Source organism: Psychrobacter sp. P11G5 (assembly GCF_001593305.1).
Lineage (GTDB): Bacteria > Pseudomonadota > Gammaproteobacteria > Pseudomonadales > Moraxellaceae > Psychrobacter.
In genome coordinates, this window is record NZ_CP012533.1 from 780,987 (window position 1) to 802,343 (window position 21,357).

Below are 21,357 nucleotides of genomic sequence, written 5' to 3' on the forward strand. Positions count from 1 at the left end.
TCCTTATTATATTTTCAATAATTATCGTTTCAACAGCTTTTCTTTCATTAAAATCAGTTTTATTAAAGCGTGTCATTCTTTATAAAGTTGGTTTGTATAAAACGGTGTTAAATATGGTGAGACTACTATAACCAAAAGCAGCCTATGAAAGCAAAAAGCCCCACCAAGGCGGCAGGGCTAATTGTAAGGTAATCTGTCTACCTCTCACATTACAGCTATTTAAGGCTCAATAATCTGCGTTACCGGTACTTGCTCAACAGGTGTCTCTTGGGTCACGACACCGACGGCAGCATCATTTCTACCATCGTTATTAACATCGACGACAGCAGTAGGCTTAAAGGTAGATGTCGCTGGCGTTTTAGATTGTTTGATTGCCAGTGCTTCTTGTGGAGATGCGACGCGAGCTGAGCTTGCAGCATCTATGGCATAAGCAGCTTTAGCTTTGGCACTGTTCGCAGGCAGACTAGCGATTTGAGCTACGTTAGTATACTGCGGCACAGGAATAGCCGTTGGTATATCTAGATTAGCACCGCCGCCAAGCGCTTGGTATAGCTCGATTTGGCTAACGATTTTTTGTAGCTCTAAATCTAAAATACCTTGCTGGGTTGAGAACAATGAACGCTGAGCATCAAGGACATCTAGATAGTTTGAGATACCTGCTTTGAAGCGTGCATCTGCTATCTGATAGGTTTGTTCAAAGTTATCTTGCAGACGATATTGCGCTGCAAGTTGCTCACCTAGTGTGGCGCGTGTTGCCAGCACATCAGAGACTTCACGGAAGGCTGTCTGAATAGATTTCTCATAACTTGCAAGCGTCTGTTCACGTTCGATTTTAGCCACGTCATAATTAGCATCCAAGCGTCCTGCATCAAAGATAGGCACGCTAACGCTTGGACCAAATGACCATCCAACTGAACCACTCTTGAACAGATCGTCTAAGCTACCGCTACTTACACCGATGCTACTAGCAAGGCTGATAGAAGGGAAATAAGAGGCACGCGCTACTTCGATATTAGCACCAGCTGCTTTTAGATTATATTCCGCTTGCAGAACATCTGGACGGTAACGCAATAGCTCACTTGGTAAACCAGCACTAAAGATTTCATGCGTAGTGATGTTGCTGACCGCAGGCGTTGGAATAAGCTGGCTCGGAATAGGCGTACCAACTAAAAACTGCAAGGCATTACGTGATTTTAAAATACTGCTTTGCGCACGTAATACAGCAAGTTTGGCATTTTCAAGTGCCGCCGAAGACTGTAATGAAGGTAACTTAGGATCGATACCTGCCTCAAAACGTTTGCTAGCAATAAACAGTGAACGCTCACGACTTTCTACCGTTGCTTCTGCTAGTTTAAGTTGCGCTAGGCTATAGCTTAAATTGGCATAGCTTTGAGCAATATTACTAACAAGGCTAATCTGAGTAGAGTCTTTTGCCGCCGTTGTCGCTAAGAAATTCTGCAACGCTTGATCTTTTAGACTAGAAATCTTACCCCAAAAGTCTAGCTCATAATTAGCCAGACCCAGATTTACGTTATAGCTATCGCTTGTTGTACTTCTTTGGCGTTGGCGAGAATAGCCTGCACTACCATCAATCGTTGGTAGGTCACGAATATCAGTAATTTGATATTGCGCCCGTGCTTTTTCAATCGCTAAACGTGCACTTTCAAAGTCTTTGTTGTTTTCAAGACCTAACGCAATCAGCCCTTTTAGGCGCTCATCACTATAGAAGTTCTGCCAGCGTTGACTAGCGAGACTAGGCTGCTCAGCATTGCTAACCGTCTCACGATCGAAAGCACCATAGCTTTGTCCAACAGGTATATTGGGCTCAGCGAGCACAGGGCGCATATCAGCTTTTGGGATCGTGTTGCAGGCAGCCATGCTCATCGCTAGTACGGTTAAACCTATTAAACGACCGCTTTTTCTGCGCACCTGTGAAATAACCGGTCTCACAAATTTAGCAACTGACGCTGCTTGTTTGTTTGTCATTGGGCGCACATTAGCAGCAGTATTGACTACTGCTGTTGAGTTGGTTATTAAAGGTTGTGAACTCATTGTGTATTATCTCCAAAGCTTGCAGGCTGATAACTCTCTGAGGGAGTTGGGTTCTGCGGAGTAGGCGTACCATTGCCGCCATCGCCTTTATCATTTGGCTGATTGTTGTCATATTTGTATGGGAACACACTGCGTACCCAAATATAGAACATCGGGATAAAGAATATGCCTAAGAGAGTCGCCGTGACTACACCGCCTACAACACTAGTACCAATGGCATTTTGACTGCCTGAACCCGGACCAGTCGCCAAGAATAATGGCACAACACCTAGACCAAAGGCAAGTGAGGTCATGATAATTGGACGCAAACGTTGACGAGCTGCGGTCATGACAGCCTCTTTCAGACTATAACCTTCCTCTTGATGGTCTTTTGCAAACTCAATAATCAAGATGGCATTTTTGGCCGATAGACCAACCACCGTGAGTAGACCTACTTGCAAGTAAATATCGTTGGCAAAACCTCGTAGCCAAGTAAATATGACTGCCCCTAGAACCCCAAGTGGAATGACCAATAGTACGGAGAAAGGAATAGACCAGCTTTCATATAGGGCTGCTAAGCATAAGAAGACGACTAAGATTGAAAGCGCATAAAGCATTGGCGCTTGTGCACCTGATTTTTGCTCTTCCAATGACATACCTGTCCACTCATAACCAATACCTTCAGGTAGCTGTTCTATCATCGCTTCCATCGAGCTCATTGCTTCACCAGTACTCAAACCGGGTGCTGCACTACCTTGGATGTTCATCGAGGGCAAGCTGTTGTAACGGGTCAGACGCGGTGAGCCAGACTGCCACTCGCTGGATGAAAATGCATCGAATGAAATCATATCATTCATATCATTTCGCACATACCATTTGCCAATATCATCAGGATTGGTACGGCTACTTGCTTCACCTTGAACAAAGACACGTTTGATACGACCACGATCAATGAAGTCATTAACATAGCTTGAACCCCAAGCCGTTGAGATGACACTATTGATATTACTTAATGACAAGCCATAAGCGGCAGCTTGCTCTTGGTTGATGTTCACCTTAAGCTGCGGTGAATCTTCTTGACCGTTGGGACGTACACCAGCGACTTGGTCATTTTGTGCTGCCATACCTAAGAGCATATTACGTGCTTCAAGTAGCCCATCGTGTCCAAGGTTACCATTATCTTGAATCATTAAATCAAAACCACTGGCATTACCAAGTTCAGTAATCGCTGGAGGTACAATCGCAAAAACCTGCGCTTCATTTAATTGAGTGAAGAAGTAACCCATCGCACGACCAGCAACAGCCTGTGCAGTATTTTCATCGCCGGAACGCGACTCCCAATCAGACAAGCGAACGAATGCCAGTCCCATGTTTTGCCCTTGACCAGCAAAACTAAAGCCTGCAATGGTAAAGACAGAGGCAATGTTATCCGTCTCTTGAGTATCGTAATAGTTTCTTACTTTATCGAGGACATCTTGTGTCTCATCAAGCGTAGAGCCAGCAGGAAGCTGAACCAAGGTAAACATAATACCTTGATCTTCTTCTGGTAAAAATGAGCCAGGAATACGTAAGAAGACCACTGCCATGATGCCGATAATAGCCGCGTAGCCAATCAAATATAACCATTTAAAACGAATACTCTTACCCACAAAATTTTCGTAAGAGCGGCTAAGCTTGAAGAAACCACGGTTGAACCAGCCAAAAAAGCCTTTTTGCTTTTCGGTGCTACCTTTTTCATGGCTCTTACCACGTTTGAGTAAAGTGACACATAGAGCAGGGGTGAAGATAAGCGCAACCAGTGCTGAGAGTACCATAGCGGTAATCAGAGTAATGGAAAACTGACGATAAATTACGCCTGTTGAACCACCGAAGAAGGCCATCGGTACGAATACTGCTGATAGAATCAAAGCAATACCGATAACAATCTTACTAATTTCACCCATCGATTGAACGGTCGCGTCTTTAATAGAAATGTGAGGATCTTCTTCTAAGATACGTTCAACGTTCTCTACCACAACGATAGCATCATCGACCAGTAGACCGATGGAAAGTACCATCGCAAACATGGTCAGCACGTTGATACTAAAGCCCGCTACATAAAGCACTGCAAACGTGCCCAGTAATACAACAGGTACGGCAAGCGTCGGGATAATAGTTGCACGCCAGTTCTGTAAGAAAATGAACATGACAATAAATACCAACACAATCGCCTCAATGAGGGTCATGACGACTTGTTCAATAGATAAGCGTACAAAAGGCGTGGTGTCGTATGGTACGACCGAGATTAAACCAGCTGGGAAGTTTCTTTCCAGTTCAGCCATACGCGCGCCAACGGCTTCACGAGTCTCAAGCGCGTTAGCACCACCAGCGAGTGAAATACCCAACCCAGCAGCTTCTTGACCATTATATAAAGAAACAACGCTATAGTTCTCACTGCCAATTTCGACATCTGCAACATCACCTAAGCGGACTTGAGCGCCAGAGGTATCAGTTTTCAGCAGAATGTTTTGGAATTCTTCAGGCGTTTGTAAATAGCTTTGTACAGTGACCGTCGCGTTAATAACCTGTTGGTCTGTATCAGCAGGTGCTTGACCTAATTGTCCGGCAGATACCTGAGTGTTCTGTGCTCGTATGGCATTGACGACATCAGACGGTACCATGTTATAGCTACGGAGACGTGAAGGATCAAGCCAAACACGCATCGCATAGGTGGACCCGAAAACTTGAACTTCACCCACACCTTCAACACGGCTAAGCGAATCGACGACATTGGAGTTAATATAATCGGCAATATCAGCTCGATCCATAGAGTCATCTTCGGAAATAAAAGCTTGCACCATCAAAAAGCTGCTAGACGATTTATTAACGTTGACGCCTTGACGCTGAACAGACTCAGGTAGCGAGCTCATCGCCGCTTGAAGTTTGTTCTGCACCTGTACCTGAGCGGTATCAGAATCAGTACCATTTTCAAAGGTGAGTGTTACTGACGCGCTACCGTTTGAAGAGCTTGATGATGACATATACATCAAACCATCAAGGCCTTTCATACGTTGCTCAATGATCTGCACAACTGAGTTTTCGACGGTTTGTGCGTTAGCACCAGGATAGCTTGCACTGACCGAAATGGTCGGTGGCGCAATACGTGGATACTGTTCGATCGGTAAATTAATGACCGATATCACCCCGATGAGCATGACTAAAATAGCCATAACCCATGCAAAAATAGGGCGATTAATAAAAAAACGTGACATAGTATATCCCTAAGTCTTCCTATCTTTGAATGGAATTAGTTAGCAGCGGCTTCTGTAGGTTTTTTAGCGGAAGCAGGTTTATCCGCTTCTTTAGCAGCCTGCTGCGGTGTTTTAGCAGTAGGCGCACCTTGAGCGGATGGAGCAGGGTTTGGATTTTCTAACGGCTTGACGATGACCTCTTGTTCAGGCTTAACTTTCGCGCCACCGATGATAACGACCTGATCTCCTGCTTGTAGACCTTTAGTGACTACCCACTGTCCATCATAAGTACCATTAATAGTGACAGGACGTGCTTGAATCTTATTATTTTGATCAACGATATATACCTGCGTCTCACTCTTAGGTGTACGCATAACCGCACTCTGCGGTACTAAAGCCGCATTGGTAATAACGCTTTGAGTCAGACGTGCAGTTACGTACATGCCAGGCAATAAGATATTATTGCTATTAGGGAATATAGCCCGCAGGGTAACCGCGCCTGTTGATTCATCAACCTTTGCTTCAGATAAAGCAAGCTTACCGCGTACAGGATAGACTGAGCCGTCCTCTAACACCAATTCAACAGAATTCATCCCTGCCTGTGCTTTGCCTTCAGCTATTTGCTGACGCAACTTTAGCAGCTCAGAGGATGATTGACTGATATCGACATAGATAGGGTCTAAGCGCGAAATAGTAACTAATGGATCGGGCTGACCAGCGCTGACTAGCGTACCAGCGGTAACGCTAGAGCGATCAGTACGACCAGTCAACGGTGCGCGCACGATAGTACGGTTAAGATCTAAAGTACTAGCATTTAAGCCCGCTTTTGAGGTTTGAATGCCAGCTTTTGCGCTTTCAATACCTGCTTGTGTTTGCCCAACGGCGGCAGCGGCACTCTGAACAGCAGCTTGTGCCGTACGAACTTGTGTTTGAGCCTGCTCATATTGTTGCTTAGAGATAGCATCTATATCAACAAGTCCACGTAGACGTTGCAAGTCGTTTTGCGCTTGCGCAAGTGATGCTTGACGACTAGCGAGCTCAGCTTTGGCATTGGCATTATTTGCTAAAGCCGTTTGATAGTTGGCCTGTGCTTGCTGTACCGCAGCTTCACCGCTGGCAACAGAGGAGGTATAGTTATCAGTGTTAATGCGATAGAGAGGCTGACCTTGTTTGACGTTACCACCTTCACGGAATAGGATTTCTTCAATAACCCCATTCACCTGTGGACGGACGTCTGCAGTCTGATAAGCTGCAGTGCGTCCAGAAAAAGTCTGTACTTGGGGTACGCTATCAAAGGTCACGGTCTGGACGTTGACGACGGCTGGCGGCATCTGCTGCTGTGCGGCGGCATCAGCGGAGTCCTCGTTTTTGTCACAGCCAACCAGTACAGCTCCAGATAGTACAGATGCTATTACAAGCGCAAGATAAGAATGCTTCATCAATGTCCTCGTCAATAATGTAGATACGATATAAATAAAATTTTAGTAATAAACTTCAACGTTATATAGGTTCTAACGTCACAGATATGACTATCAACTGGTTCTTTAAGCCATCATAATGATTGATATATAGTAAATCTATAATCTAAATCCTGCCGCACAAAAAGCCGAACCAACTCATATTCTAAGTGGTTAGACCTAATCAGTATCTTATCAATTAAATAGTGAAATCATTCAGCGAGGTTTTAGTATTAAAAACAACCAAATGGTAAAGGTTGGTAAGTAAATTTAGTAGAGTATTATAAACTATAGGGTATACCCTACAGTCAAGCACAGAAAAACAGCTTTTACTTGTTGTAGAAGTTCTATTCTTTCTACAAGTTGGTAAAAACGTTGGAAATAAAAGCGTTACACTAAAAACCTGTAGAAGACTCTGTCTCAACTTGATAAGTAAAAAATTGTTAATTTTTGTTTTTTATACAAGATTAAGACGGATAAAGTAGACAATATCATGAATAAGAACAAGAAAATGAGGCTGTGATGAAAACGGCAACATTAGCAATGAGTAATTGCGATTGAACTGTAAAAGGTTGTTGTTAAACGATGGACAGTGGTAAAAAATACGATGACATAGGCTAGAAATTAAACATAAACTTTAGTAATTTATCAAAATTTGGTGTTGACGCTTATTAAGGTAGCTGGTGAGTTAGAGCTCCAGCATACCTTATGTGCCTATTGTTCTTATGTTTTTACAGTAGTTATTTTTCTATTATTTGCCAAATACAGTATGATGAACGAAGCTTTTTCAATACGATATAACGTTTATAGCAAACGTGCACTGGCAAGCTCAGTCAATTGATATAACCCTTGACGATAGCGATTGTCAGGTAGGGTGCTTAGTGCTTGTTGTGCTAGTTTAGTTTCTTCTAGGGCGCGCTTAGTACAGTAGGCGAGAGACCCAGAGTTTCTTACCAATTCAATAAGTTGCTCAGCATTCGGCGTTTTACCCGTCTGTACCGCAATACGTAGCTTCTCATAGCTGTCTTTATCGTTATCCTTAAGCAATTCAAGTGCTTTGATAGTGGGTAAAGTCGGTTTGCCTTCTGCGAGATCATCACCAAGATTCTTACCCATCAGCTCACTATCACCGCTGTAATCAAGTACATCATCAATAATCTGAAACGCATTACCAAAGTGTTGACCAAAGTCTGCCAATGCTGACAAATACTGGGTTTGCTCTTGCAAGATAGCTGCCCCTTGAGTCGCCATCATAAATAACCGTGACGTCTTACCGTCAATAATGCTTAGATAGTCTTCTTCAGTTGCCGCAGGGTTATGTTGATGCTGGAGCTGTAATACTTCCCCTTCAGCAATATCGCAAGTACCGTCTGAGAAAACTTGTAATAATGGCAAGCTTTGGAATCCGACCAATAAGTTAAAGGCGCGGGCAATCAAATAATCACCGACCAATACCGCCGTGGCATTGTCCCAAGTGGCATTCGCCGTTGGCTTACCTCGGCGCTGTCCTGACTCATCAATTACATCATCATGGACTAGAGTTGCTGTATGCAACATTTCGGTAATGGCCGCCAAATGCATAGCCTGTTGTGATGGCTCGTCATTGAGCATACGCGCACACAACAAAGTAATTAATGGACGCATACGTTTGCCACCCGCATTAATCACATGCTGAGAGACACTCATAACGAGTTGTACTTTCGAGTTAAGACTGCCAAAAACTTGCTTATCCATAATGTCAAAGTCATCAGCAACGATACTTTGAATATCGGCATAACTTGGCGTAGATACAGACGGGGTAGAAGCGTTCGATAAAGTGGTCGTCATAGTAAATAGTCGTATTAATAAAAGGTAGAAAGAATCGTCTAATAGTGGTCTCTTACGAGACTATTAGTGTGCTTATAGTAGCATAGCTACACTATCAAATCGGTGATTAAAGTAAAGTAGGTATTGATATCGCATTGTAAGCTACTGATTGCATGAGTTATAATAACTGCACTTAAGCTTAAATTAACAGCTATTATTATCGTCAAGCTCGCTCCATGGTTTACTTCGCAGAAAGTTTGCTTATATACTTGGTCAGTTAGATGTTAGAGTAAATAGTATTAATATATTAGGTAAGTATCACCAACTTTCAAAAACAAGAGGCGCGGCTTGCTTTTATGAGCAAAAAGCCGTAAAATCTTGCCTTTAATTTTTCCCTGTCGTGTTCGTCGTAAAAGCGTTGGTATGATATCAGCCACGGCACACGGGTTAAACGGAGTCATACAATGTACGCAGTAATCAAAACTGGTGGTAAACAGCACCGTGTAGTCGTCGATGAGCTTTTAAAAGTTGAATTACTAAAAGCAGAAACAGGCGAAACAATCAAATTTGAAGACGTGTTGATGGTTGTTGACGGCGATAACGTCAAAATCGGTCAGCCTGTCGTTGATGGCGCTAGCGTAGAAGTTGAAGTGGTTAAGCACGGTCGTGGTGACAAAATCCGTATCATCAAGCACAACCGTCGTAAGCATTATCACAAAGAACAAGGTCACCGCCAATGGTACACCTTGTTAAAAATCAAAGCCATTAATGCCTAATTGCCCATTTAGCAATTATTGCTAAAATAGCGCACTAAATGCTTAAGAGTTATCGCATCAGCGATAAGTCACATTAACAAGGAGATTTTCTCATGGCACATAAAAAAGCTGCCGGTTCGAGCCGTAACGGTCGTGATTCAAACCCAAAAATGCTAGGCGTTAAAATCTTTGGTGGCCAAGCTATCACAGCTGGTAACATCATCGTTCGTCAACGTGGTACAGAATTCCACGCAGGCGAAGGCGTTGGCATGGGTCGTGACCATACTTTATTTGCACTAAATGACGGTGTGGTAAAGTTTGCGACCAAAGGTAAATTTAACCGTCGTTATGTTATGGTTGAAGGCGAGTAGTTATCGCTTTTAAGCACAAGCTGCTTTATGTTATGTAATTAAAGCAGCTTGCTACATACTAAAGTCCCTATTACCGATTGGTGATAGGGACTTTTTTTATGACTAATACTATAATTAACTCTCTAATTATTGTTGATGATACAAAAATTTCAGAATGAAATATTGTAACTACTGTCGTTACAAGTGTGTATGGCAGGCGTAGTATTGATTGCAATTGAAGACTAGGCGCGTAATAAAAAAACTGGCACACTGTGGTCATTGGTTAATAGCACTATATTTGTTGAGAGTTAATTGAAATACTTTTAATAGATAAGCAGCTAACGACTAATGGTTAGATCAAAATAAGGAGTTTATATCTTTATCGCGATAACTCACAATGCACGTGATTTTATTTAGTGCAATAGATGAACACAACAAAAACGCAGTGATCTAACTTTTATAACCATTGATTGAAATTTTATTTTTATTACGAGAGGAAGAATTATGACTTTATCTACTACAGTAAAACAAAAAATGATGAGTGGCGCCTTGGCTGGTGTATTGATGACTACCCTTGGTGTTGCAGCGCCAATGATAGCGTTGACCCAATCGGCGACTGCTGCACCTGCTGATAATTTGGTAGCAGCCAAACGCTTGAACAAACTATTAACCAACACTAAAAGTATGACCGCCAACTTTACTCAAACTACTAAAGGCGCAACCAATGGTACTTTTAAGGGTTCGATGAGCGTTCAGCGTCCGAATAACTTTCGCTGGGAAACTAAGTCGCCATCAGAACAATTGATTGTGGCAAATGGTGACTCAATGTGGATTTACGATAAGGATTTGGAGCAAGCGACCAAACAAGGTGTGGATAGCCAAGTAGGCAACACGCCAGCACTATTACTATCAGGTGATCCAAGTAAAATCGACAAAAACTTTAAGATCACTCAGCCATATGAAAATAAAAACTACTATGTGCTGTATCCTAAATCAGGTGACGCCAGCTTTAAGAATCTATCGGTAAGTTTTAGTGGTGGTAAGCCAGTAATGATGGTACTTAATGATACATTGGGACAAACTACTTCAATTAAGTTCAACGGCATCAAACTTAATCCAAGTATCAGTAGTAATCAGTTCAAATTCACGCCACCAAAAGGTGTGGATGTGATTAATCAGTAATTAGTTGATAAATAACGAGTCAGTAAAATACAGTATAGTTTACTGATTAGCAGTCTCATGATTGACAAAAGGGCAGACCAATATTTGGATCTGCCCTTTTTTATGAGCTAAAATAAGTGACTAAAAGCTGCTGTACCTAGTAATATTTACTTAAAGTAGAATTAGGGATAGGTTGCAATTAGACATATTTGGTTTACAATATCCGCAGTCTTGCTATGCATGTTAAATGCTCCATCATATAATGCTAATATCTTGAAATAAGCCTACTAAAAATTTGATGTTTGACTCAATTGCTTGATATTTTTTAGTATAAATATCGAGCCGTTAATCAAATTGTCTATTTTATTGTGGTTTTGCCAATGTGTAGCACATTTTTCTTGATGAGATACATATTTTGTAGCATATAAAGTGACCACTCAATGCAGTTAAAAACTGGCTTTTGATTGGTGATATGCGTATAGTGAGCAAACAGTTTATGCCAGTTGTCACGCCATTGTTGATCACGCGTAATGAGTTATTAAATCAATTAAATGTCTAAATATGATATTGATTTAATAAATTTATCTTGCGTCTTTATTAGATGGATTTGATGACCAGCCTTTATCTAGGTATGCCACAGTTTTTACTGATAGGATAGCTGGAGATTGCCAGTCTTTCTGCTCTAGACTTTGTCGTCAGAGTTTAGTGGATTGTCTTAGTCATTCTCAGCACTTAGATAAATTTACGGTTGGTATCATCTTATACCGTCGTCAATAATCTTGATAATTGGTCGTTACCAGCACAGCCTTTGTGTTTTCGTCTGCGTCAAGTACTGTCATTCCATTTTGCTCTATATAGTAATGGTCTGCAGTACTTATGACACTAGATTGGGTGAGGAGCACGTATTATCATGTCTGCCTATAATTGGTCAGCAGTTGCCTTTATTCTAGCCGCTATTGGGCTAGTTATTTTTATGCTGGCTGTTCCGCGCTTACTGGGCGGTCGCTCTCAGGGCTTACAAAAAGAAGAGATATTTGAAGCGGGTGTTGTCGGATCTGGCAACGCCCGTATTCGTTTGTCTGCTAAATTCTATTTAGTGGCTATCTTTTTCGTTATTTTTGATTTAGAAGCGCTGTATTTGTATGCTTACGCGGTTTCAGTTCGTGAGGCTGGCTGGCTTGGATTTGCAGCGGCTACGGTCTTTATTACTGTCTTAATCATTGGCTTGATATATGAGCTAAGTTTAGGCGCTATGAACTGGGCACCTGCTGATAAGCTGCGTAAAAGACCACGTCTCTATGCTGCACCAGCTGGCTTTAATTTAGCTGATATCACCAAGTTCGATGGCGTTGATGAGCTAATGGTGGACCCTACTGGCAAAATACCGGCGCAGTCTTCAGGTCAGATTAATGTCTCAAATAATATTGAGGCCAATCGTCGTCATTTACAAAGCATTGATCATATTAATACTACAGGTAATATTACCTCTGTGGATTTTGCGACGTCTGCACAACCGCCTAACATTGAACGTTAACCGTTTTTGCTCATAGCTATCTTTGCTTAGAAAGATCTGTAAATTGTTGATAGCAACGATATATATAATGACAATGTCAGTATGTTTATATTAATGGTCAATTATTAATCATAAAAGTTATGGCGATAGTGATAACAAGACAATTGCCACGCTTTGCTTAATAGAAAGGTTGTATGTTATGAAATACACATTAACAAAAGCCAATCCTGATGCAGATGTCTATCCTGCACAGTCTCGCCAAACGGTCAATGATCCTATTGAAGATGAAGTCAATAAAAACGTCTTTATGGGCCGTCTCGAAGACCTCGTTCATTCGACAGCAAACTGGGGGCGTAAGCACTCACTATGGCCATTCAACTTTGGTACTTCTTGCTGTTATGTTGAATATGCCACCACTTTAACTGCGGTTCATGATTTATCACGTTTTGGTGCAGAAGTTATTCGTGCTTCGCCTCGTCAGGCGGACGTGATGATTGTCGCCGGTACTTGCTTTGTCAAAATGGCCCCCGTTATTCAGCGCTTATATGAGCAAATGCTTGAGCCAAAATGGGTCATCTCAATGGGTGCTTGTGCCAACTCGGGCGGCATGTATGATATCTATTCGGTCGTGCAAGGCGTGGATAAAATTATTCCTGTCGATGTCTATGTACCAGGTTGTCCCCCGCGTCCAGAAGCGTTGATCCAAGGGCTTATGTTATTGCAAGAATCTATCACTAAAGAGCGTCGTCCGTTAGGTATTCATATGAATGATCAAGGTATTTATCAGCCACAAATGACGCCTGAGCGTGACCGTAAACAAGCAGATCGTATCGCTGTGAAAAACTTGCGTAGCCCAGATAGTATTTAGTCTGGATAGTGTTTAGTTTGGTAGCTTGGCTCAATAATTAGTAGTCTGTAAAAGTATGCATACGCTCATCATAGTTCAGTTATGATTAATATAGTTCGGTTATGATTAACATAGTTTAGTTATGATTAATGAAGGAATACATCATTCATGGTCACGGTAGTCGAAAACATAGATCCTAAGATTAAGCCTGTCCCAGCAGTTATTAAAGAGCTGGAACATAATTATGCCGGTAAGTTCGTCGTGCAGCAGACCGTTGATGATATTCCAACCGTTTGGGTGGCACGTGCTGATTTGCTCGATGTACTGTTATTTCTGCGTAAGCTACCAAAGCCTTATGTCATGTTATTTGACTTATCAGCGATAGATGAGCGCTTACGCCAACATCGCGAAGGCTTACCAGCCAGCGACTTTACGGTGTTTTATCATTTGATGTCACTCGAGCGTAATAGCGATGTGCGTATTAAAGTGGCACTGAGTGAAGATGATTTAAATGTACCTAGTGCTACCAATATTTGGCCAAATGCCAACTGGTATGAGCGCGAAGTGTGGGATATGTTCGGCATTGTCTTCAGCGGCCATCCGCACCTAACCCGTATCTTACTACCTAAATATTGGGAAGGTCATCCATTACGTAAAGAGTATCATGCGCGTGCGACTGAATTTACCCCTTATTTCTTGAATACTGCTAAACAGCAGTATGAGCAAGAAAATCTGCGCTTTGTCCCCGAAGAATGGGGCATGAAACGTTCAGGGCGCGATGAAGACTTTATGTTTTTGAACATCGGTCCCAACCATCCATCTGCTCACGGTGCTTTCCGTTTGGTGCTACAGCTTGATGGCGAAGAGGTGATTGACTGTATTCCAGATATTGGTTATCACCATCGTGGCGCAGAAAAAATGGCTGAGCGTCAGACATGGCACTCATTCATTCCTTATACCGACCGTATTGATTATCTCGGCGGGGTAATGAATGAGCTACCATACATCATGTCGGTCGAAAAGCTTGCCGGTATCACCATACCAGATCGCGCGCAAACCATTCGCGTGATGATGAGCGAGTTTTTCCGTATTACTAATAACTTACTATTTGTTGGTACCTTTATTCAGGATGCGGGCGGTATGACCCCTGTATTTTATATGTTTACCGATCGCCAAAAAGCGTATGACGTCATCGAAGCCGTGACTGGCTATCGTATGCATCCAGCTTGGTTCCGTATTGGCGGTACTGCTGCTGACCTGCCACGTGGCTGGCAGCGTTTGGTTCGTGAATTTTTAGACTGGATGCCTAAACGCTTGGATGAATATGTCAAAGCAGCGCTACAAAACAGCGTGCTTAAGGGCCGTACCCAAGGCGTTGCGCAATATAATGCCAAGCAAGCACTTGCTTGGGGTGTGACTGGTGCAGGTTTGCGTGCGACAGGCGTGGATTTTGATCTACGTAAAGCACGTCCATACATGGGCTATGAGAACTACGACTTTGAAGTTCCTGTCGGCTATAACGGTGACGCTTACGACCGTTGTATGATTAAAGTCGAAGAGATGCGTCAGTCATTACGAATTATTCGTCAGTGTATGGATCATATGCCGCAAGGCCCTTATAAAGCTGATCATCCGCTAGCTGTACCACCACCAAAAGACCGTACCTTAAACGATATTGAGACTTTGATTAATCACTTTATCTCAGTATCTTGGGGTCCTGTGATGCCAGCGGGGGAATGCACCACAATCGTCGAGGCGACCAAAGGTCTGAACAGCTATTACATAACCTCAGATAAAGCGACGATGAGCTATCGCACGCGTATTCGTACCCCGACATTTGCACATTTACAGCAGATGCCTTCGGTGATTAATGGCTCACTGGTGTCTGATGCCATTATGTATTTGGCATCGATTGATATTGTGATGGCAGATTGTGATCGCTAATGCTTTAATCTAAGAATTGTAGTTTTAGAAAAAGATACGTTAATCAATATATTATTGCCAAGTGGCACACCAAAATGCTGTCATATTTCTATATAACGATAGTCGCAATAAGGCTATCAGTAATGTGATAAAGCGTGATGAGTGAGGAAAGATAGAAGATGATGAAAATTGTTTCCGATAAAATGCCAAAAGTAGATGTGGCAAGTATCCTCACCGCTGAGGAAATTGCTGCCATTCATGAGTTTATGCATCATTACCCACAGGCACGTGCCGCCTCACTAGATGCGTTAAAAATTGTGCAAAAGCGTAATGGTTGGGTTGATGATGCGCAAGTGAATGCCATTGCCAATATTTTAGATATTCCGATGACAGATATGGATGGGGTTGCCACTTTCTTTAACCGTATTTATCGTCAACCTGTTGGCCGTCATGTGATTCTTATTTGTGATTCAGTCGCCTGTTATCTGACGGGCTATGAGGCGTTATCTGCTGAGCTACGCTCACAGTTAGGTATTGAATACGGTCAGACGACAACCGATGGTCGCTTTACGCTATTACCAATTTGCTGCTTAGGTAATTGTGATAAAGGTCCTGCCGTGTTGATTGACGAAGACACCTACGGTCCTGTCCAGCCTGAAGAAGTTGCCCAACTATTGGAGCTATACGCATGAGATTAACACTTTCAGAGCAGATCGCTCGTCGCGGTCAAGGCAAAGCACCAAGCCAGTTGAATGATCAGCGCGTTCCAATTTATGGTGACAAGGCAACAGCGACTAGCGAAACCAAACCTTTAACTTGGCGTTTGGCTCATCATGATGCAGTGCTTGACTTGGCAACTTATGAATCTCTAAAAGGCTTTACTGGTTTAAAAGAAGCGTTATCAAAGTCGCCTAAAGATGTCGGCAATATGATTAAAGCGGCCAACGTTAGAGGTCGCGGCGGTGCAGGCTTTAATGCCGGCCTTAAATGGTCCTTTATGTCACCTCCTGATGGCTTGCCACGTTACCTAATCTGTAATGCTGATGAGATGGAGCCGGGTACTTTCAAAGACCGTTTATTAATGGAGCGTCTACCGTTTCAGCTCATTGAAGGTATGCTCATCACTGCCCATGCTATCGGTGCGACTGATGGATATATCTTTATTCGCGGGGAGTATATTTTAGCCGCAGAGCGTTTGGTCACTGCTATTGAAGAATGTCTAGCCAATAACTTAATGGGCGACAACATCCTCGGCTCAGATTTTAGCTTCAATCTACATGTGCACACGGGCGCTGGGCGTTATATTTGTGGTGAAGAGACGGCATTGATTAACTGCTTGGAAGGTCGTCGAGCTAATCCACGTACCAAACCACCTTTTCCACAAATCTCTGGTGCATGGGGCAGACCTACCGTGGTCAATAACGTCGAGACCTTGTGTAATATGCCAGCCATCTTAAATCATGGCGTAGAATGGTATCAGTCACTGTCTGAGATTAAAGGCAAAAGTAAAACCCCAGGCACGAAACTGTTTGGTTGTTCAGGCTTAGTCAATGATCCCGGTCTGTGGGAGCTACCATTTGGCTATACCGCTCGTGAAATCATCGAAGATTTGGCGGGTGGTATGAAAGACGGCAAAAAGCTTAAAGCATGGTTGCCGGGCGGTGCATCGACCGACTTTTTGACGGCTGATCATTTAGATGTGGTCGTTGATTTTGACACGATTCAAGAAGCCGGTAGCCGTATGGGTACTGGGCTGATTATGGTTGTGGACGAAGAACAAGATATGGTGCCACTGCTTCGTAATCTTGAGATTTTCTTTCAGCGTGAATCATGCGGTTGGTGTACGCCATGCCGTGATGGTCTACCGTGGGGTGTTAAATTGCTCACCGCCATTAACGATGGTGAAGGGCAAGTCGGCGATGTGGAAAAACTAGAGGGCCTCACGCGTGACTTATGGATTGGTAAAACATTCTGTGCGCATGCGCCGGGTGCGATGGAACCACTGATGAGTGCGATTAAATATTTCCGTCCAGAGTTTGATCAAAAAATCGCGCAGGCGGTTGGTGTAGATGTTATTGATGCTGCAGCCAATCAACAGCCAGAAGTGAAATAAGGAGAGCGGCATGGCAGTCATACATATTGATGGGACCACCGTCGAGGTAGATAGCGCAGATAACTTGCTACAAGCCTGCTTATCACTCGGCATTGATGTGCCGTATTTTTGTTATCATCCAGCCCTTGGCTCAGTAGGCTCGTGCCGTCAGTGCGCGGTCAAGCAATTCCAAAACAAAGAAGATATGGAAGCGGGTCGCGGTCGTCTCGTGATGTCATGTATGGTTGCCCCTGGCGACGATATGTACATCTCGGTCACTGACGATGAAGCCAAAGCATTTCGTAAGTCGATGGTTGAGCTACTGATGACCAACCATCCGCATGACTGCCCAACCTGTGAAGAGGGCGGACATTGTCACTTGCAAGACATGACATATATGTCAGGCCACAGCCGTCGTCGCTATCGCTTTACCAAACGCACCCATCATAACCAAGAGCTTGGTCCATTTATCGCCCATGAGATGAACCGTTGTATCGCTTGCTATCGCTGTGTACGCTTCTATAAAGACTATGCGGGTGGCGAAGATTTGGGTGTTTATGGCTCAAATAACCGCGTTTATTTTGGCCGTGATAAAGATGGCCAGTTTGAAAGTGAGTTTTCAGGAAACTTAACCGAAGTTTGCCCAACCGGTGTATTTACCGATAAGACGCATTCTGAACGTTATAACCGTAAATGGGATATGCAGTATGCGCCAAGCATCTGTCATGGCTGCTCCGCAGGTTGTAACATCTCACCAGGTGAGCGTTATGGCGAATTGCGCCGTATTGAAAACCGCTATAATGGTGAAGTAAACCGTTACTTCCTATGTGACCGTGGTCGCTTTGGTTATGGCTATGTCAACCGTGCTGATCGTCCAACGCAAGCGCTTGAGCGTATCAATGACAAGCACGTCAAAATTAATATTGACTATGCATTAGATGAAACCATCAAACGTATTAAAGATAAAAAAGTCATTGGTATCGGCTCACCACGGGCCAGTTTAGAGACCAATTTTGCCCTAAAAAACCTCGTTGGCTTTGATAATTTCTCAACCGGTCTCAATCATCAGCAGCAAGCACTGGTCAATAAATGTATTGAAGTACTCAGCACCGAGGGTATTTATAACCCAGGCATGACGGATATTGAAAGCCACGATGCAGTATTAGTCTTGGGTGAAGATATTACCCAAACTTCGTCACGCGTCGCATTGTCAGTACGCCAAGCAGCAAAAAACGAAGGCCTAAAAATGGCGGCGGCATTACAGACGCAGCCTTGGCTTGCCGAACCTGTTAAACGTATCGCTCAAGATGCGTTAAGCCCAGTCTACGTCATTGATGTCATCCAAACTAAGCTAGAAGACATCAGTAAAGTGAGCGTGGTCGCAACGCCTGAAGATATTACTAAGCTTGGTTTTAAAGTGGCTGATGAGATTGCTAATTTTGCGGATGATTTATCAGAAATAACAGATCCACAAACAGTAGAACAAAATGATGATGTGGACGCTATGCAAGCGCTTGCTCAGCAAATCGCTTATGACTTAATACAAGCCGATAAGCCGCTAGTCATCTCAGGCAGCAGCTTATCATCTACTGCCTTGATAGAAGCGGCTGCACAAATTACCCAAGCACTAAGCCAAAAGCGTGCGGCGATTAAAGCCACTGAACAGCATCAGGTTGAAACGCATAATGCTATGGTTCGTGATAAACAGCTTCGCGCCGCTGAAAAACAAGCAGCAACCGCTCAGCAAAGTGAAGATAAAGATCTGTCTGCCAAACCGAATAAACCTGAAACAGGCGTTGATACAGAAGCACAAGACGATGTAGAGCGCGAGCCTGCAACTAAACTTGAGCTAAAAGAAGTGAATGACAGCTATCATGTGCAAGCTGGTATTTATTTAGCAGTTCCTGATGCTAACAGCATTGGCGTCTGTATGCTTGGCGGTCAATCAGTCGAAGAATTACTGGCGACTGATTTTGATGTGGTGATAGTTGCTGAAAATCAGCTCACTGATGCTATTGATGCCAATAAGTTAACCCAGCTGTTAGCAGATAAAACCGTCATTGCACTAGATCATCAGCTACTTGATTGGCATAAAGACGTCGACATTGTATTGCCAGCAGCAAGCTTTGCTGAAGCGGATGGTACTTTGGTATCTGCTGAAGGCCGTGCTCAGCGCTTCTTCCAAGTTTATGATAATAACTACTATCATCCGATGAGCAGTATCAAAGAAGGCTGGCGCTGGTTGCACGCGGTACATAGCAGCATTGAAGGTAGAGATGTCGATTGGACACAGCTAGATGACGTGATTAATGCCTTAATAGCGACACATCCTAAACTTGCTGGTATTAAAGGCGCTGCACCTGATGCCGATTACCGTATTACAGGTCTAAAAATTGCTCGTCAGCCGCGCCGTTATTCAGGTCGTACCGCTATGCGTGCCCCGATATCCGTACATGAGCCAATGCAGCCCAAAGATTGGGATACGGGCTTAACTTTTTCAATGGAAGGCTATAGTGGTAAACAAACACCAAGCTCGATGATTCCTTTTGCCAATGCGGCAGGCTGGAACTCACCGCAAGCATGGAACAAGTATCAAGATAAAGTGGGTGGTAGTCTCAAAAACGGTGATCCGGGTGTACGCTTATTCGATCAGTTAGAACGTCTAGCCACACGTCAGTATGTTGCACCAGAAGCCATGTCTGCGACCACGACTGACATGCAGCAAGGACAAGCGAAACTAGTGCCTATTTACAATATATATGCCAGCTCAATGATGGCTTCACGTAGCCCAATCGTTGCTGAGCAATTGCCTGTCGCGGCATGGCGTATTGGTATTGACGATGCCAAAGACTGGAATATTACTGCTGGCGATTACTTAGCCATTGAGATTGATAAACAACAAATTACCTTGCCCGTTCAGCTCGTCGGCTATTTAGCGGAAGGCTGTATTGGTTATCCCGTTGGGCAAGTGAGTATTATTCATCCGTCAATGCCAGCTTCGGTACGCAAAGTAGATGCACCAGTTACGATGATGGGTAGTATGGCTGATGATAGCTCTTTAACACGTAACAATGCTGGTGACGGTATTGATGACCATGGTGCAACTGTAGCTACTACAGCGCCGACCACCACACAGGAGATGTAATATGCAAGTTACCCGTATTATTCCTGATGTGCCAAGCTTTTTGGCCGGTAGCATGACCTTTGATACTTGGTCCATTCTATTTATGGTCGCACAGTCGCTGGTTATTTTTTTAGTAGTGGTTATGGTTGCCGCTATGATGATTGTCTATGAGCGCCGCATGTTGGCCTTATGGCAAGATCGTTACGGTCCAAACCGTGTCGGACCTTTTGGCTCTTTGCAGCTGGTGGCCGACATGCTCAAAATCTTCTTTAAAGAAGATTGGACACCAAACTTTACCGATAAGTTTATGTTCACTTTGGCGCCTGCGGTAGCGATGTTTACTGCATTGGCCTCATTTGCCATCATTCCTATCTCACCAACGCTTGGCGTAGCTGATTGGGATATCGGTATCTTGTTCTTCTTTGCAATGGCAGGTATTGCTGTCTATGCAGTGATGTTCGGTGGTTGGGCATCTGCAAACAAGTTCTCCCTATTAGGTGGCTTACGTTCAGCGGCACAAACGATCAGTTATGAAGTGTTCTTAGGTTTATCGTTGATGGGTGTTGTTGCGCTGACAGGTTCTTTTAATTTACGTGAGATTGTTGAGTCACAAATTGATGGCTGGTATATAATTCCGCAGTTTTTCGGATTTTTAACTTTTGTAGTGGCCGGTGTGGCGGTAACCCATAGACATCCTTTTGACCAGCCAGAAGCGGAGCAAGAGCTTGCCGAAGGTTACCATGTTGAATATTCGGGTATGAAGTTCGGTATGTTCTTCATTGGAGAGTATGTCAACGTTGTATTAATCTCTGCGCTAATGACCTGTCTATTCTTTGGTGGTTGGCTTGCGCCCTTTAATTTAGATATTCCATTTATTCCACCAGCTTTTTGGTTCATGATTAAGACGCTGTTCTTTATGACCATGTTTATTTTGGCTCGAGGCTCCCTCATGCGTCCGCGTTATGATCAGGTGATGAATTTCGGTTGGAAAGTCTGTCTGCCGGTTACTTTGATCAATTTGCTGATTACTGCTGCGGTTATTTTGATTTTTTCTCCAACGCTGTAATT

At 43.5% G+C, this 21,357-nt stretch carries 14 protein-coding genes; 10 read left to right on the top strand and 4 right to left on the bottom strand.

The genetic code is table 11. The features are described 5' to 3' along the window. Positions 1-219 precede the first annotated feature (219 nt). From AK825_RS03385 to AK825_RS03400, 4 genes are all read right to left on the bottom strand, one after another. Positions 220-2,052: an efflux transporter outer membrane subunit gene (locus AK825_RS03385; RefSeq protein ID WP_068034733.1), complete on the bottom strand. Its 1,833-nt coding sequence runs from the start codon at positions 2,050-2,052 to the stop codon at positions 220-222. Next, positions 2,049-5,282, bottom strand: coding sequence for an efflux RND transporter permease subunit (locus AK825_RS03390; protein ID WP_068034735.1), 3,234 nt, complete (start codon positions 5,280-5,282; stop codon positions 2,049-2,051). The genes AK825_RS03385 and AK825_RS03390 overlap by 4 nt, the downstream gene beginning before the upstream one ends. A 35-nt stretch (positions 5,283-5,317) precedes the next feature. Further along, positions 5,318-6,700: an efflux RND transporter periplasmic adaptor subunit gene (locus tag AK825_RS03395; RefSeq protein WP_068034738.1), complete on the bottom strand. Its 1,383-nt coding sequence runs from the start codon at positions 6,698-6,700 to the stop codon at positions 5,318-5,320. Positions 6,701-7,522: 822 nt separating this feature from the next. Then, positions 7,523-8,545, bottom strand: a complete 1,023-nt coding sequence (locus AK825_RS03400; RefSeq protein WP_068034740.1) for a polyprenyl synthetase family protein — start codon at positions 8,543-8,545, stop codon at positions 7,523-7,525. Positions 8,546-8,988: 443 nt separating this feature from the next. Here AK825_RS03400 and rplU point away from each other — a divergent pair, with 443 nt between their 5' ends. From rplU to nuoH, 10 genes are all read left to right on the top strand, one after another. Further along, the gene (gene rplU / locus AK825_RS03405; protein ID WP_068034742.1) at positions 8,989-9,300 is read left to right on the top strand and encodes a 50S ribosomal protein L21; all 312 of its coding nucleotides are present in this window, start codon (positions 8,989-8,991) and stop codon (positions 9,298-9,300) included. Positions 9,301-9,392: 92 nt separating this feature from the next. Continuing rightward, positions 9,393-9,650, top strand: a complete 258-nt coding sequence (gene rpmA / locus AK825_RS03410; protein ID WP_068034744.1) for a 50S ribosomal protein L27 — start codon at positions 9,393-9,395, stop codon at positions 9,648-9,650. Between the two features lie 483 nt (positions 9,651-10,133). Further along, positions 10,134-10,811, top strand: coding sequence for an outer membrane lipoprotein chaperone LolA (gene lolA / locus AK825_RS03415; protein WP_068034746.1), 678 nt, complete (start codon positions 10,134-10,136; stop codon positions 10,809-10,811). An 889-nt stretch (positions 10,812-11,700) separates the two neighbouring features. After that, complete coding sequence (ndhC, locus tag AK825_RS03420) at positions 11,701-12,324, top strand: NADH-quinone oxidoreductase subunit A (protein ID WP_068034748.1); 624 nt, start codon at positions 11,701-11,703, stop codon at positions 12,322-12,324. A 178-nt stretch (positions 12,325-12,502) separates the two neighbouring features. Continuing rightward, entirely contained in the window at positions 12,503-13,171 is a 669-nt protein-coding gene (locus AK825_RS03425) for an NADH-quinone oxidoreductase subunit B (RefSeq protein WP_068034750.1), read from the top strand. A gap of 147 nt (positions 13,172-13,318) precedes the next feature. Then, positions 13,319-15,094: an NADH-quinone oxidoreductase subunit C/D gene (gene nuoC, locus AK825_RS03430; protein ID WP_068034753.1), complete on the top strand. Its 1,776-nt coding sequence runs from the start codon at positions 13,319-13,321 to the stop codon at positions 15,092-15,094. Positions 15,095-15,255: 161 nt separating this feature from the next. Beyond that, positions 15,256-15,765: an NADH-quinone oxidoreductase subunit NuoE gene (gene nuoE, locus AK825_RS03435; RefSeq protein ID WP_068038989.1), complete on the top strand. Its 510-nt coding sequence runs from the start codon at positions 15,256-15,258 to the stop codon at positions 15,763-15,765. Further along, entirely contained in the window at positions 15,762-17,186 is a 1,425-nt protein-coding gene (gene nuoF / locus AK825_RS03440) for an NADH-quinone oxidoreductase subunit NuoF (RefSeq protein WP_068034755.1), read from the top strand. The genes nuoE and nuoF overlap by 4 nt, the downstream gene beginning before the upstream one ends. Before the next feature lie 10 nt (positions 17,187-17,196). Continuing rightward, positions 17,197-20,310, top strand: coding sequence for an NADH-quinone oxidoreductase subunit NuoG (nuoG, locus tag AK825_RS03445; RefSeq protein ID WP_068034757.1), 3,114 nt, complete (start codon positions 17,197-17,199; stop codon positions 20,308-20,310). Positions 20,311-20,362: 52 nt separating this feature from the next. Beyond that, positions 20,363-21,355 carry an NADH-quinone oxidoreductase subunit NuoH gene (gene nuoH, locus AK825_RS03450; RefSeq protein ID WP_203226510.1) on the top strand — a complete coding sequence of 331 codons (993 nt, stop codon included), beginning with the start codon at positions 20,363-20,365 and terminating at the stop codon, positions 21,353-21,355. Positions 21,356-21,357: the final 2 nt, after the last annotated feature.